The 13,616-nt window shown below is 63.8% G+C and carries 10 protein-coding genes and 1 pseudogene; 8 read left to right on the top strand and 3 right to left on the bottom strand.

Annotation, left to right across the window (positions count from 1 at the left end):
- Positions 1-48 precede the first annotated feature (48 nt).
- From gatA to ABD906_RS14855, 6 genes and pseudogenes are all read left to right on the top strand, one after another.
- Positions 49-1,530 (top strand): Asp-tRNA(Asn)/Glu-tRNA(Gln) amidotransferase subunit GatA, encoded by a 1,482-nt coding sequence (gene gatA, locus ABD906_RS14880; RefSeq protein WP_345100369.1) that lies wholly within the window; start codon positions 49-51, stop codon positions 1,528-1,530.
- A gap of 22 nt (positions 1,531-1,552) precedes the next feature.
- Positions 1,553-2,357: pseudogene (locus ABD906_RS14875) on the top strand (YdcF family protein).
- 666 nt (positions 2,358-3,023) lie between these two features.
- On the top strand, positions 3,024-4,424 hold the full coding sequence (locus ABD906_RS14870) for an L-serine ammonia-lyase (RefSeq protein ID WP_345100367.1): 1,401 nt from the start codon (positions 3,024-3,026) through the stop codon (positions 4,422-4,424).
- A 111-nt stretch (positions 4,425-4,535) separates the two neighbouring features.
- Entirely contained in the window at positions 4,536-4,967 is a 432-nt protein-coding gene (locus ABD906_RS14865; RefSeq protein WP_345100365.1) for a DUF1489 family protein, read from the top strand.
- A 78-nt stretch (positions 4,968-5,045) separates the two neighbouring features.
- Positions 5,046-5,780, top strand: coding sequence for a vWA domain-containing protein (locus tag ABD906_RS14860; RefSeq protein WP_345100363.1), 735 nt, complete (start codon positions 5,046-5,048; stop codon positions 5,778-5,780).
- On the top strand, positions 5,777-6,472 hold the full coding sequence (locus tag ABD906_RS14855) for a DnaJ domain-containing protein (RefSeq protein ID WP_345100361.1): 696 nt from the start codon (positions 5,777-5,779) through the stop codon (positions 6,470-6,472). The genes ABD906_RS14860 and ABD906_RS14855 overlap by 4 nt, the downstream gene beginning before the upstream one ends.
- Before the next feature lie 145 nt (positions 6,473-6,617).
- On the opposite strand, the gene ABD906_RS14850 is transcribed toward ABD906_RS14855, so the two are convergent.
- Positions 6,618-8,021, bottom strand: a complete 1,404-nt coding sequence (locus ABD906_RS14850; protein ID WP_425549991.1) for a serine hydrolase — start codon at positions 8,019-8,021, stop codon at positions 6,618-6,620.
- 723 nt (positions 8,022-8,744) lie between these two features.
- Here ABD906_RS14850 and clpS point away from each other — a divergent pair.
- Both clpS and clpA read left to right on the top strand, forming a co-directional pair.
- Positions 8,745-9,101 carry an ATP-dependent Clp protease adapter ClpS gene (clpS, locus tag ABD906_RS14845; protein WP_378188128.1) on the top strand — a complete coding sequence of 119 codons (357 nt, stop codon included), beginning with the start codon at positions 8,745-8,747 and terminating at the stop codon, positions 9,099-9,101.
- Between the two features lie 8 nt (positions 9,102-9,109).
- Positions 9,110-11,551: an ATP-dependent Clp protease ATP-binding subunit ClpA gene (gene clpA, locus ABD906_RS14840; protein ID WP_345100357.1), complete on the top strand. Its 2,442-nt coding sequence runs from the start codon at positions 9,110-9,112 to the stop codon at positions 11,549-11,551.
- 130 nt (positions 11,552-11,681) lie between these two features.
- Here clpA and ABD906_RS14835 read toward each other — a convergent pair whose 3' ends face one another.
- On the bottom strand, positions 11,682-12,977 hold the full coding sequence (locus tag ABD906_RS14835) for an O-antigen ligase family protein (RefSeq protein ID WP_345100355.1): 1,296 nt from the start codon (positions 12,975-12,977) through the stop codon (positions 11,682-11,684).
- A gap of 197 nt (positions 12,978-13,174) precedes the next feature.
- On the bottom strand, positions 13,175-13,615 hold the full coding sequence (locus tag ABD906_RS14830; protein ID WP_345100354.1) for an HIT family protein: 441 nt from the start codon (positions 13,613-13,615) through the stop codon (positions 13,175-13,177).
- Position 13,616: the final 1 nt, after the last annotated feature.

The following is a 13,616-nucleotide window of genomic DNA, read 5'->3' as shown; positions in this document are numbered from 1 at the left end:
GCACGCAACCGCCGCCGGTCATCCGGCTGCTGCCGCGAACGGAAGATCATGACGGAACTTACCAAACTGACCATTTCCGAGATCCGGGCCGGACTTCGCGCCAAGGATTTCACTGCCCTCGAACTGACCGAAGCCTATCTCTCCGAGATCGAGAAGGCGAATGGCAAGATCAATGCCTATGTCGCCGTCACGGCCGACAAGGCCCGCGAGATGGCCAGGGCTTCCGATGAACGCATCGCCCAGGGCGAGGCCCGTCCGCTGGAAGGCGTGCCGGTCGGCGTGAAGGACCTGTTCGCCACCGAGGGCGTCCACACCCAGGCCTGCAGCCACATCCTCGACGGCTTCAAGCCGCCCTACGAGTCGACGGTCACCGCCAACCTGTGGAACGACGGCGCCGTGATGCTCGGCAAACTCAACATGGACGAGTTCGCCATGGGCTCGTCCAACGAGACCTCCTACTACGGCCCGGTGATCAACCCGTGGCGCGCCGACGACAGCGACCGCGACCTGGTGCCGGGCGGCTCCTCGGGTGGCTCCGCCGCTGCCGTCGCCGCTCAGCTCTGCGCGGGCGCGACCGCGACCGACACGGGCGGCTCGATCCGCCAGCCCGCAGCCTTCACCGCCACCGTCGGCATCAAGCCGACCTATGGCCGCTGCTCGCGCTGGGGCATCGTCGCCTTCGCCTCGTCGCTCGACCAGGCGGGCCCGATCACCCGCGACGTGCGCGACGCCGCCATCATGCTGAAGTCCATGGCCTCGGTGGACCTCAAGGACACGACCTCGGTCGATGTTCCGGTTCCGGATTACGAGGCCGCGCTCGGCCAGTCGGTAAAGGGACTCAAGATCGGCATTCCGAAGGAGTACCGCGTCGACGGCATGCCGGCGGAGATCGAAGCGCTGTGGCAGAAGGGCATCGACTGGCTGCGCGACGCGGGCGCCGAGATCGTCGATATCTCCCTGCCGCACACCAAGTATGCGCTGGCGACCTATTACATCGTTGCCCCGGCGGAAGCCTCCTCGAACCTGGCCCGCTATGACGGCGTGCGCTACGGCCTGCGTGTGCCGGGCAAGGACATCATCGAGATGTACGAGAACACCCGCGCAGCCGGCTTCGGCCGCGAGGTGAAGCGCCGCATCCTGATCGGCACCTACGTGCTGTCCGCCGGCTATTACGACGCCTACTACGTGAAGGCTCAGAAGGTGCGCACGCTCATCAAGCGCGACTTCGACCTGGCTTTCGAGGCCGGCGTCGATGCCATCCTGACGCCCGCCACGCCGTCCGCCGCTTTCGGCATCGCGGACGAGACGCTCCACAACGATCCGGTAAAGATGTACCTGAACGACATCTTCACCGTGACCGTGAACATGGCCGGCCTGCCGGGCATGTCCGTTCCGGCCGGTCTCGACTCGAAGGGCCTGCCGCTCGGCCTGCAGCTGATCGGCCGTCCGTTCGACGAGGAGACGCTGTTCCGCGTCGCCCATGTGATCGAGCAGTCGGCCGGACGCTTCGAGCCCAAGCGCTGGTGGTAAGCCGCCAGCGCCGGGCAGGGGAATGTTCCACTACGCTTCGGCCATCGTCTGGGGGCTGTTGCAGCCGGTCAACCTGATCGGGCTTCTGCTGGCCGCCTCCATCCTGGCCGGGCTCTTGCGGTGGCGGAAGACGGCGCTCTCTGCCTCTTCCGCTGCGCTTCTCGTTCTTGCGCTCGGTGGCTGGACCCAGCCTCGGCGCGCTTCTCATGCAACCGCTCGAAGACCGTTTCGTCCGGCCGGACCCCGCGCCCGCTCGCATCGATGGCATCATCGTGCTGGGTGGCGGCTTCGAGGGCGCGATCAATCTCGCGCGGGGCGGCCATGAGCTCAACCGGGGCGGCGACCGTTTCGTGGAGACCGCCATCCTCGCCCGGCGCTATCCCGAGGCCCGCATCGTCATATCCGGCGGCTCGGGATCGGTCATGCTGGCGGGTGAGGGCGATGCGGACACGGCGCCACGCCTGCTGGAGGCCCTCGGCGTCGATCGCGCCCGCCTCGAGCTTGAGAACCAGTCCCGCGACACCTACGAAAACTCTGTGATGACCCGCCGCCTGATCGAGCCGAAACCGGGCGAACGCTGGCTGCTCGTCACTTCCGCCTTCCATATGCCGCGGTCGGTCGCCCTGTTCAGGAAGGCGGGTTTCGACGTCATCCCATGGCCGTCCGATTACCGCACGACCGGGCAGGAAACCTTCGGCCTTGCCCGCGACAACGTCATCGACAATCTGCACAATCTCACCACGGCGCTCCGGGAATGGATCGGCCTTTCAGCCTACTGGCTGACCGGCCGGACCGACACGCTCCTGCCAGAGGCCGCGCAGGAATAGTTATCCCCAAGGCCGTGCTTCGCGCCCCATCGGGACGACGACAAATCACGCCGGGTCACGCCAGCTAACGCGTGCCCCAGGCCAATTTGACGCCACGGTCACGCCCATTTTATTACCGGAGAGTTAAATTTGGAGAGTGGTTAAGTCATTGAAAAATAATGGTGTCTGTTCTCGATATTTACGATGGTTAGCCGATCTAGCCACAGTCTTGCCGCGATGCGGCTTGCCTCGGTCACCGAAAGGGGCTATTGGGGATCCACCGCACTGACCGAGGAGGAGGGAGGTTAGAGCGGAGTGAAACAGATGCATAGGAATTCAATGGACGGATCCATACAAAAATCCTGCTGGGGCGTAACCGCCAAGGCAGCGATTGGTTTCGCCGGCATTATCCTCCTTGCCTGGTTGTTTATCGGGGCGCACTAAGCAAGCGGTCGTTCCGACGGAACTCAGAAAAAACCTGAGTCTTGTGCCGTTCTTCCTGTCAGAGCCTCATGGCTGATCCCATTGTAGAGAACAGCACAAATAGAAAACGGACTTCCTGAAAACAAAGCGCAGCCCGTGGGCTGCGCTTTGTCGTTTCCGGGCACAGGTGGCGCAATCGGCTGCGCTGGCCTATGTTTGGCGTGCCGCGCTAGAGGCGGGGAAGAGAGGAAATGGGGTTCATTCGTGTTCTTGTCGGTATTTGATCTTTTCAAGGTTGGCATTGGCCCGTCGAGTTCGCACACGATGGGTCCGATGGTCGCCGCCAGGCGCTTTCTGGACGAAATTGCCTCCTCGGACTGGCCGCGCCCCGCGGGTGTCGAGGTCGCCCGCATTTCCGTGAGCCTGCATGGCTCGCTGGCTTTCACCGGCGTCGGTCATGCCACCGACCGGGCGGTGATGCTGGGCCTTCAGGGCATGTCCCCGGATACGGTGGATCCCGACGAAGCGGAGAGGGCACTGGAATCGATCCACCAAACCAAGTCCATCAATCCGCCCGGCCATCCGACCTATCGCTTCGATCCCGAGGCGGATCTGATCTTCGACCGCAAGAAGCCGCTTCCTGGCCATGCCAACGGCATGCAGTTCCAGGCCTTCGACGCCGATGGACGTCTGCTGCTGCGCCGCGTGTACTATTCGGTGGGCGGCGGCTTCGTCGTCTCTGAAGAGGAGTTGCAGGGCCAGAAGTCGAATGGCTCGGCAAAGCAGAGGCACGATGTTCCTTTCCCGTTCGCCAATGCAGCCCAGATGCTGGCCATGGCTGCCGAATCCGGCCTGTCCATTGCCGAAATGAAACGCGCGAACGAACTCGCCGTCATGGACGAGGAGAAATTCAACGCCGGTGTGGGGCGGATCTGGCAGGCCATGAAGAGCTGCGTCGAGCGTGGCCTTTCCCAGGAGGGTGAGCTACCGGGCGGCCTCAAGATCCGCCGCCGCGCCCGCGGCATCTACCGGAAACTCGAGGAGGAATGGCGCAACAACCGTCCGAACCCGCTTGCCGCCAACGATTGGCTCTCCGTCTACGCCATGGCGGTGAACGAGGAGAATGCCGCCGGCGGGCGCGTCGTGACGGCGCCGACCAATGGCGCGGCGGGCGTGATTCCGGCCGTCATCCATTACTGGCTGCGCTTCCATCCCGAGGCGGATGAAGGCCAGGTGGCCGAGTTCCTGCTCACGGCCGCAGCGATCGGCGGGCTGATCAAGCACAATGCCTCGATCTCGGGCGCCGAAATGGGCTGTCAGGGCGAAGTGGGCTCCGCGTCCGCCATGGCGGCCGCAGGCCTTGCGGCGGTGCTTGGCGGAACCCCGGCGCAGGTCGAGAACGCGGCCGAGATCGCTCTCGAACATCACCTCGGCATGACCTGCGACCCGGTGAAGGGGCTCGTCCAGGTTCCCTGCATCGAGCGCAACGCACTGGGCGCGGTGAAGGCGGTCACGGCCGCTTCGCTCGCTCTCAAGGGCGACGGCACCCATTTCGTCCCCCTCGACGCCGCCATCGAGACCATGCGGCAGACCGGTCTCGACATGAACGAGCGCTACAAGGAGACGAGCCTCGGGGGCCTTGCCGTCAACGTGGTGGAATGCTGATTCCGCAGCGGAACGGTTTCGGGCCGTTCCGCCGCCGCCGTTGCGGATTTCTGCCCTGTTATTCACCAAAGCGGCATTGACCCAGACCTGCATTTGCGCGAAACGGGGCCCATGGCCCTTCATCTCATAAAACTGTGTGTCGGCTGCCAGTCGCCCGAAGAGCTGGAGCAATGGATCGAACTTCGCCTCGCCGAAAAGCGGCGGCTCGGCCATCCGGTCGAGCAGCTCCACAGCACACGGATGGTTCCGAAGCGGGTGGACGAGCTTCTGGACGGCGGTTCGCTCTACTGGGTCATGCGCGGCGGGATCACCTGCCGCCAGCGTCTCCTGGATATCCGCCCGTTCGTGGATGGTGAGGGAGTTGGCCGTTGCCATCTCGTGTTGGAACCGACCGTCATCCGCACCGAGTGGGCACCGCGCAGGGCCTTCCAGGGCTGGCGCTATCTCCCGACAGATGATGCGCCGGCGGACGCCTCGGACTCCGGTACTGCCGAGCTGCCGGACAGCCTGCGCCGCGAGCTCGCCGAACTGGGGCTGTTGTAGAGGTTGCGGCGGGGAATTTCCTCCGCTCCAATCCGGTGGGGACTTGCCATCGGGCGCCGGGCCTCACATCTTTTGAACATGAGCACCAGCAAGAGCCCGGTCAGATCCAGCCAAGGCGACATCACGAACGTTCGCTCGGACAAGAGCGCGATCGACGCCTTCGTCCGGCAGGCGCGTGCGCTTGCCTCCCAATCCACGGGCGAGGGGAAGGGACGGCTCATCCTGGCGCTCGACGCCACCATGAGCCGGCAGCCCACCTGGGATCTCGCCTGCGAGATCCAGGCGCGTATGTTCGACGCGGTCGGGAGAGCTGGCGGCCTGCAGGTGCAGCTCGTCTACTATCGCGGCTTCGGCGAATGCCGGGCGTCGCGCTTCGTGAGCGACACCGCCTCCCTCAAGACGCTCATGACGAAGATCGACTGCCGCGGCGGCCACACCCAGATCGGCAAGGTTCTCACCCACGCGCTCAAGGAGCACGCACGCGAGCGGGTGAACGCTCTCGTCTTCATCGGCGACGCGATGGAGGAGAACATCGACGATCTCGCCGCCAGAGCGGGCGAACTGGGCTTGCGCGGCGTTCCCGTCTTCGTTTTCCAGGAGGGGCATGATCCGGTGGCGACGAACGCGTTCAAGGAGATCGCCCGGCTGTCGCGCGGGGCCTGGTTCCGCTTCGACCGTTCCGCGAGCGAGACGCTGGCGAAGCTGCTGGCCTCGGTGGCGGTCTACGCGAGCGGCGGGTTGAAGGCGCTCGAGACGCGAGGCAGACCCGAAGATCTGCTCATGCTGGAACACCTGAGCGGCCGCAAGCCATGAGCATCCTGATCGGTGTCCTGATCATCCTGCTGCTGGCGGGAACCGCGGTCTATGCTTTTCTCAAGGCGAATCCCGCATCCATCGCCCGCACCCTGAGGTTAGCGGGGCCGATCGCGCTCGGGCTGGCGGGGGCCATTCTCATGCTGCTTGGACGTGCCGCGCTCGGCGGCATGCTTCTGTCGGGCGCGCTGGGCTGGCTGGGGCGCAACCGCTATGTCGCGCACACGAGGCCGTCGCCGGGGCAGAAATCGCAGGTGCGGACGGCCATGCTGGAGATGGAACTGGATCACGACAGCGGCAAGCTCGAGGGACGGGTGCTTGCCGGAACCTATCAGGACAGGCATCTGTCCAGCCTGTCCCTCGACGATCTGATTGCGCTTTACCGGGAATGCGCCCAGGACGAGGACAGCATCCGTCTTCTAGAGACGTATCTTGATGGCCGATTTCCCGCCTGGCGTGATCGCCTGGATTCGCACGAAAGCGCGGGGCAGGGACGCGCGAGCCGTTCGGGCGGCATGACTGAGAAGGAGGCCTACGAGATACTTGGTCTTGAACCCGGTGCGTCGCCGGCGCAGATCCGCGAGGCCCATCGCCGCCTTATGCAGCGAGTGCATCCCGATGTTGGGGGCTCTTCTTTTCTTGCTGCCCGGATCAACGAAGCCAAGGACATCCTCTTGTCCAAACACGGCTAACTCCCATTACGCACTACAACTCGGTCGTCTGAACCTCGGAGAGGTCCGGTTGATCTCCCCTCCCTTGACCGGGAGGGGAAGGCACCCCCTCATTGGCGGCAGATCCGCCGGTTCCGGAGGCTGATCTAAGCCAGCCTCCCGGAGATCAGTTTGCCATGGTGGCGAAGCACTGGATCTTCTGCTTCTTCAGGTTTTCGCAGGCGCTCCAGGCCGAAACCTTGTCCTCGAAGCCCCCGAAGCGCGCGCGGTGGAAGGTCTTGCCCTTGTGCTGGAACACCTCGGTGAACGGATTGGCATGGGCAAGCTCGCCGCCGACGCGCTCCTTCATTTCCTCGAGGAAGCGCAGGGCCTCGGACTTGGTCGGCATGGAGGCAACCTGGATCACCCACTGGCCGCTGGCCGAAGAGGTCGGCTGCGACGAGACCTGGGCGGGCGCGGATGCGGTGTGAACCGGATCGACGCCGTCGGTTGCCTTTGCCTCGGTGACAGCGGCGACCCTAACCACGTCCTGGGCGACGATCCGGGCCAGCATGTCCTCGTCAGCCTTCGCCTGTTCCTGGGCGTAAGCGGTGACGGGAAGCACCTCCGAGGGGCGTCCGGCCGGGATCGGGGCAATCTTCGGCAGGCTGTGGGCGGCGGCGCTCGCAACCTGCGCGGACGGCTGGATCACGACAGGGCCACGGGCGATCAGCTGCTGGTCGCGGCCTGTGGAGGCCTTCGGCAGATAACGACTGATCAGGTTGGCCATCTGCTGGTCGCGTGCCCGGGCGCTCGATCCGCCCATGACCACCGCGACGATGCTGCGGCCGTCCGTCTGAACGGAAGAGACGAGATTGTAACCTGCCGCGCGGGTGAAGCCGGTCTTGATGCCGTCGACGCCCTTGACCGCGCCGAGAAGGCGGTTGTGGTTGCCGATCCGGTGCTTGCCGAACCGGAACTCGCGCGTGGAGAAGTAATGATAATGATGCGGGAAGTGCTCGCGGAGCGCGATGCCGAGCCGCGCCATGTCGCGAGCCGTGGTCTTCTGCGCGTCGTTGGGCAGCCCGTGCGCGTTGCGGAACACTGTGCGGGTCATGCCGAGCTGACGGGCCTTGGCCGTCATCATGGCGGCAAAGTTCGCCTCGGAACCACCGAGGTGCTCGGCCAGCGCGGTTGCCGCATCATTGGCCGACTTGGTGACCAGGGCAAGGATGGCCTGCTCGACGGTAATGCTGTTGCCCGCTCCCACGCCGAGCTTGGTCGGCGGTTCGGCGGCCGCATTCTTCGAGAAGGTGATGCGCGTGTTCTTGGTGACCTTGCCGGCGTCCAGAGCCTCGAAGGTGAGGTAGAGCGTCATCATCTTGGTGAGGGACGCCGGAAAGCGCGGAGAGTCGGCATTCTCCTCGTAGAGGACCTTGCCCGTTTTGGCATCGACGACAATGCCCGCATACTTCGGATTGGCCATCGCCGGCGACGCCAGGCTCAACGCCAGCGCAGCGATCACAGCGGTCTTTCCGGAAGAGATACGACGAACAAACCTTCTGATACCAATCAACGCCTGACGCACCATCACACCCACTACTTTTTTCGGAGTAGAGGTCATGAACCCCTTGGTTCCGATACTAGTGCGGGCAGCGTTACCATTTGGTTTATGGGCGGGATAACATTTACTGAAAATTACCGTTGGGGTGTCCGAAACGGTTATCCCGCATGACGATCCGGAGTGGCCAGCTTCATGGCGTCGCCGTATGATCGGCCCGCTTCCCGCAGGCCCTCTCGTGGCCCGGAAAATGCGAACGGAATGTGGCGACGGGCGCGAAATGACGCCGGATGCTACATTTTGTCATTTAACATCCTGCCGGCCGCGGGGCTCGAACTGGGAGAGCCGGAGGGGTTCTGTCACTGTATCGCGTGCCTGAAACTCAGGCCTGGCCGGCGATCGGGGTTGTCTGGCCGGCAAGCGGACGGAGAAATTCCCCGGCAAGGATCAGTATTATTCTCGGTGAAAATTGCTAGAATAATATGCATGGAGGTTTGTCGGCCGCCGCTGCGGAGGAGATGCGCCAGTGGCTGCTCCGGCAACACCCTTTGTGGGAAGTTCATGTGCGGTCACGGTGGCGCGCAGCTTTTTCCGCTGGCCTGCGGGAACGAAGTGGATCCGAGGCCATTGGAGCCCAGGCCCCTTTATCGTACGATGAGGGAAGGGGGTTAAAATGGAGGGCCGAGAACCCTACATGTGAGCTCGCTGTGAGCGTGAATGGTTGGATGGGAAGTTGAAGATCTCGAGATGAGAATGCCAGGCGACGCTTTACGGATGTCCATTGGGGGCGAAGAGGGCGGCAATAACGATCTTGGCCGCAGCACGGCGGTCATTACCAAGACGAAGACCAGGACAAAGCGGCCGAATCTCTATCGGGTGCTGCTTCTGAACGACGACTACACGCCGATGGATTTCGTCGTGCACGTTCTGGAGCGATTTTTCCGCAAGGATCGTGAGACCGCCACAAAGATCATGTGGCATGTCCATAACCATGGCGTGGGTGAATGTGGAGTCTATACGTATGAGGTGGCCGAAACGAAGGTCGCGCAGGTCATGGAATTTGCCCGTCAGCATCAACATCCGCTTCAATGCGTGATGGAGAAGAAATGAGGTTTTGAATGCCCGCTTTCTCGCAAGGGCTGGAACGCGCGCTGCACCAGGCGCTGACCTATGCCAACGAACGCCGTCACGAGTATGCGACGCTGGAGCATCTGCTGCTGGCCCTGATCGACGATCAGGACGCAGCCGCCGTGATGCGTGCGTGCAACGTCGATCTGGAGGCGCTGCGCCGCACAATCACCGATTACCTCGATAACGAGCTGGACAACCTCGTCACCGACTATGGCGAGGATTCCAAACCGACCGCCGGGTTCCAGCGCGTGATCCAGCGTGCGGTGATCCATGTGCAGTCGTCCGGCCGCGAAGAAGTTTCGGGAGCCAATGTGCTCGTGGCGATCTTCGCCGAGCGGGAAAGCCATGCTGCCTACTTCCTGCAGGAGCAGCAGATGACCCGCTACGACGCGGTCAATTACATCAGCCACGGCATCGCTAAGCGCCCCGGCGCCAGCGAGACCCGCATGCCGCGCGGCGCCGACGAGGACCAGAGCAGCGCCGCGGACACGGAGGAGGGCACGAAGAAGAAGCAGCAGCAGGATGCGCTGACCGCCTATTGCGTGAACCTCAACCAGAAGGCGCGTCAGGGCAAGATCGACCCGCTCGTCGGCCGCGAGGCCGAAATCAACCGCACCATCCAGATCCTCTGCCGCCGGTCGAAGAACAACCCGCTCTATGTGGGTGACCCCGGCGTCGGCAAGACCGCGATCGCAGAGGGCCTCGCCAAGCGCATCGTCGAGGGCGACGTGCCGGACGTCCTGCTGGACGCCACGATCTTCGCGCTCGACATGGGTACGCTGCTGGCAGGCACGCGTTACCGGGGCGATTTCGAGGAACGCCTGAAGCAGGTGGTGAAGGAGCTCGAGGAATATCCGGGCGCCATCCTGTTCATCGACGAGATTCATACGGTGATCGGCGCGGGCGCTACCTCCGGTGGTGCAATGGATGCTTCGAACCTGCTCAAGCCGGCGCTCTCGTCCGGTGCAATTCGTTGCATTGGATCAACGACTTACAAGGAGTTCCGGCAGTTCTTCGAGAAAGACCGGGCGCTGCTTCGCCGCTTCCAGAAGATCGACGTCAACGAGCCGACGGTCGAGGATGCGGTCGAGATCATGATGGGCCTGAAGCCCTATTTCGAGGACTTCCACAAGGTCAAGTACACCAACGAGGCGATCCGCGCAGCGGTGGAGCTGTCGGCCCGCTACATCAATGACCGCAAGCTGCCGGACAAGGCGATCGACGTGATCGACGAGACCGGGGCGGCGCAGATGCTGCTGCCCGAGAACAAGCGCCGGAAGACGATCACCGTCCGCGAGATCGAGGCGACCATCGCCACGATGGCGCGCATTCCGCCGAAGACGGTTTCCGCCGACGACGAAAAGGTGCTCGCCAATCTGGAAGCCGAGCTCAAGCGCGTCGTCTACGGACAGGACCGCGCGATCGAGGCGCTTGCCTCGTCCATCAAACTGGCGCGCGCCGGCCTGCGCGAGCCCGACAAGCCGATCGGCTGCTATCTGTTCTCCGGCCCCACGGGTGTCGGCAAGACGGAAGTGGCCAAGCAGCTCGCAACCTCGCTCGGGGTGGAGCTGCTGCGCTTCGACATGTCGGAGTACATGGAACGGCATACGGTGTCGCGCCTCATCGGCGCGCCGCCCGGATATGTCGGCTTTGACCAGGGCGGCCTGCTGACCGATGGCGTCGACCAGCATCCGCACTGCGTGCTGCTGCTCGACGAGATCGAGAAGGCGCATCCGGATCTGTTCAACATCCTGCTGCAGGTGATGGATCACGGGAAGCTCACCGATCACAACGGCAAGAAGATCGACTTCCGCAACGTGATCCTCATCATGACGACGAACGCGGGCGCGGCGGATCTGGCAAAGCCGGCGATCGGCTTCAGCTCGTCCAGGCGCGAAGGCGACGACATGGAGGCCATCAACCGCCTGTTCTCGCCGGAGTTCCGCAACCGCCTCGACGCGATCATTCCGTTTGCGCCGCTGCCGACGCCGATCATCCACCAGGTTGTGCAGAAGTTCGTCATGCAGCTCGAGGCGCAGCTCGCCGAGCGCAATGTCACCTTCGACCTGTCGGAGGAGGCAATCGCGTGGCTCGCCGAGAAGGGCTACGACGAGCACATGGGCGCGCGTCCGCTGGCCCGGGTGATCCAGGAGCACATCAAGAAGCCGCTCGCCGAGGAGCTGCTGTTCGGCAAGCTCAAGAAGGGCGGCACGGTCAAGGTTACCGTCGAGGAGAAGCCGGAAGGCGGCAAGGGATTGAAGCTGGAGGCCATTCCGGACGAGGTTCCGGTGAAGCCGAAGCGGGAAGTGCCCGCCCGGACGCGGAAGACGGCGACCCGCAAGGCAAAGCCCAAGTCCGCGGCGAAACCCAAGGAAACGAAGGAGCCGCGCAAGCGCAGCCTCGTTCCCCAGCTGCCCCGGAAGCAGTGAGCCTGACGCCCTCGGGCGGGATTCCGGCAATCAAAACCTTGAAACACGCCCTCCGGGGCGTGTTTTCGTTTGGGGAGAGGTAATCGTGGCCGAATGTGCTGGTCCTGGACGGCTTGTCCCGCTGCTCTTTTCAACGGGGAACGCTCGCCGGGGATGACGGCTCATCGCGCTGCGCCTCTGGCCCGGTTTCCTGCCGGAGCGCTGTGTCGTCCGCTCCGGGAGCGCGCTCGGTGCCGCAGGCGAGCCATGCGCCCGTAATCAGGACGATCATGAGGCAAGTGTCCAGAATGTCGTGGCCGAGGATCAGGTTGAAGGTGCCGCCAATGGCGTAGGTCAACACTCCGCCGAGTAGAACGAGGGCTCCGAAGCGGCTTGGTGCATCGTTGTCATTCTTCAGCGCACGCAGTGCCGCCACCGCAGCCACTACCATCACCGCGACCAGTGGGATCAGTCCGAAGATCCCCGACTGCACGGCGATGGTCAGGTAGCCATTGTGAAAATGCGTGAAGGTGCGGACCGACAGGTCAGCATCGTGAGCGGCCTGCTGGACGAGAGCCTTGGTGTTCTGAATCCCATAGCCGAGGAGGGGGCGCTCGCGGATGAGCTCGATGGCGTGGTTCCACAGGAGGACCCGCACGCCGAGCGATGTATCGTAGGAGTTCTGCTCGGTGAGGGTCTCCCAGTCCGCCACGAGAAGCTCGACGCGCGAGACCAGCACGCCGGAAAGCAGGATCGCGCCGGCAAGAACGCAGCCCACGGTGGCAGCCGCATGCCTTCCGAAAAGGGTGCGAATCCTTCTGCGTGAAGCGATGAGCATGACAGCGGTGATGACTGCCGCGGCAAGCCAGACGGAGCGTCCGCCGGCCAGGATCATGCCGATCCAGGCCGCCCCATAGCCGGCCAGCAGCCATTCCTGAAGGGCAGATCTCAGTGTCAGGGCGCCGGCAAGACAGGTGATGCCGCCAAGGCAGCAGACGGTCGCGAAAACAAGCGCGTTTCCTGCACCTCCCTCCGGGCGCATGTCCGTCGCGATGAACTGCAGGAGCGCGATCGCGGCGCCTCCGGCGCACCCCACCGCGGCGGCAATCGCGGCAGAGTCCGCAATCTCGCGCTTTCGCGCGATTGCGAAGAGCGAATAGGAGAAGGGGAAGAGCAGGGGCGTCGCGAGCCGCACGAGGTCCTCCGCCTGGTGGAGCTCGAGCCCGTTGACGAGGGCGGAGGCGACGGAAGCGGCGACATAGGCATAGAGTAGCCCGGTCAGGGTCCACATGGTTCGGTCGCGGCTCAGCGGTTCCCGACGGGAAGCGATGAGCCACAGGCACCAGATGGCGCCCCCGTGCCAGACGATGCTGGTGAGGGACCCGGCAATGGGGGGCAGCGCAAAGCACGCTTGTGCGAAGCGGCGGTTAATTCTCGGATAGTCCATACCGTCTTCCGCGAATTGATCCGGCGTATCTGAAGCCACGCTCCGAATACGCTGGAAGGCTGCGCCCCCGCCTCGATTGGTGCAATTCCGGAAATAGTAGGTGCCCTAAAGCGGGTTTCCTGTTCGGAAGTGCGGAAATGCCGGATCGGCCCATCGGTTCCATCGAGCCGGCGCAGCCGATCCGGTCGCCTGACGCATCAGGCAGCGAGCTTTTCGAGTTCCTTGCGGATCTTCTCCGCCTGCTCGGCAAGGACCGCGTGATCTGCCATCTTTTCGCCGTGCGGGCGCAGGGGCACACCCTCGTAGCGTGGCAGCACGTGGAAGTGGAGGTGGAAGACGGTCTGTCCGGCCGGCGCCTCGTTGTACTGATCGATGACAAGACCATCGGCGTCGAAGGCGTTCATGGCGGCGCGGGCGATCTTCTGCACAGTCGCCATCACGCGGGCGAGCGTCTCAGGCTCCGCATCGAGCAGGTTGCGCGACGGCTTCTTCGGAATGACCAGGCAATGCCCGTCGGTGCGCGGCATGATATCCATGAAGGCGTAGGTATGCTCGTCCTCGTAGACCTTGTGGGAAGGCAGCTCGCCGCGCAGGATTTTCGCGAAGGGATTGTTCTCGTCGTAGACGTTGGATGTCATC

The organism is Chelativorans composti (assembly GCF_039541695.1).
In the GTDB taxonomy this organism is placed as follows: Bacteria; Pseudomonadota; Alphaproteobacteria; order Rhizobiales; family Rhizobiaceae; genus Chelativorans; species Chelativorans composti.
The sequence above is the reverse complement of the archived record's forward strand: the minus strand, read 5'-3'. Positions and strand labels throughout refer to the sequence as shown.

Coding starts and splice junctions, on each gene's coding strand:
- ABD906_RS14850 (WP_425549991.1), bottom strand. CDS start 8,021: ATGGTGCGTCAGGCGTTGATTGGTATCAGAAGGTTTGTTCGTCGTATC.
- clpS (WP_378188128.1), top strand. CDS start 8,745: ATGCCAGGCGACGCTTTACGGATGTCCATTGGGGGCGAAGAGGGCGGC.
- ABD906_RS14835 (WP_345100355.1), bottom strand. CDS start 12,977: ATGGACTATCCGAGAATTAACCGCCGCTTCGCACAAGCGTGCTTTGCG.
- ABD906_RS14855 (WP_345100361.1), top strand. CDS start 5,777: ATGAGCATCCTGATCGGTGTCCTGATCATCCTGCTGCTGGCGGGAACC.
- ABD906_RS14865 (WP_345100365.1), top strand. CDS start 4,536: ATGGCCCTTCATCTCATAAAACTGTGTGTCGGCTGCCAGTCGCCCGAA.
- clpA (WP_345100357.1), top strand. CDS start 9,110: ATGCCCGCTTTCTCGCAAGGGCTGGAACGCGCGCTGCACCAGGCGCTG.
- ABD906_RS14860 (WP_345100363.1), top strand. CDS start 5,046: ATGAGCACCAGCAAGAGCCCGGTCAGATCCAGCCAAGGCGACATCACG.
- ABD906_RS14830 (WP_345100354.1), bottom strand. CDS start 13,615: ATGACATCCAACGTCTACGACGAGAACAATCCCTTCGCGAAAATCCTG.
- gatA (WP_345100369.1), top strand. CDS start 49: ATGACGGAACTTACCAAACTGACCATTTCCGAGATCCGGGCCGGACTT.